1 pseudogene is annotated in these 256 nt (G+C 50.8%); it reads left to right on the top strand.

Annotated elements, in window-relative coordinates:
• Positions 1-256 (top strand): annotated as a pseudogene (locus SB658_RS25490) (hypothetical protein); the annotation flags it as partial.

The raw sequence follows: 256 nt of genomic DNA, 5'->3' as shown, positions 1-256 counted from the left end.
CGCAAATCGGTTTGGGAAACGTTGAGAATGTGAAGCAGGAGACGCCGGATGGTGCGCAGACAAAAGCCGACAAGGCCTTAACGGACAGCAAAGCGTACACGGACACACACGCAGGCCGGACTGATAATCCGCACTCAGTGACAAAGGATCAGATCGGACTTAGTAACGTCGAAAATGTTAGACAGGCCGACTACTATGCGTTTCGCCAACACGACAACAACGGAGAACGCCACACATCAAAAGTTGAGAAGGAAAA

It is taken from the genome of Bacillus sp. SIMBA_008, from assembly GCF_046535495.1.
Taxonomy (GTDB): Bacteria; Bacillota; Bacilli; order Bacillales; family Bacillaceae; genus Bacillus; species Bacillus subtilis.
The sequence above is the reverse complement of the archived record's forward strand: the minus strand, read 5'-3'. Positions and strand labels throughout refer to the sequence as shown.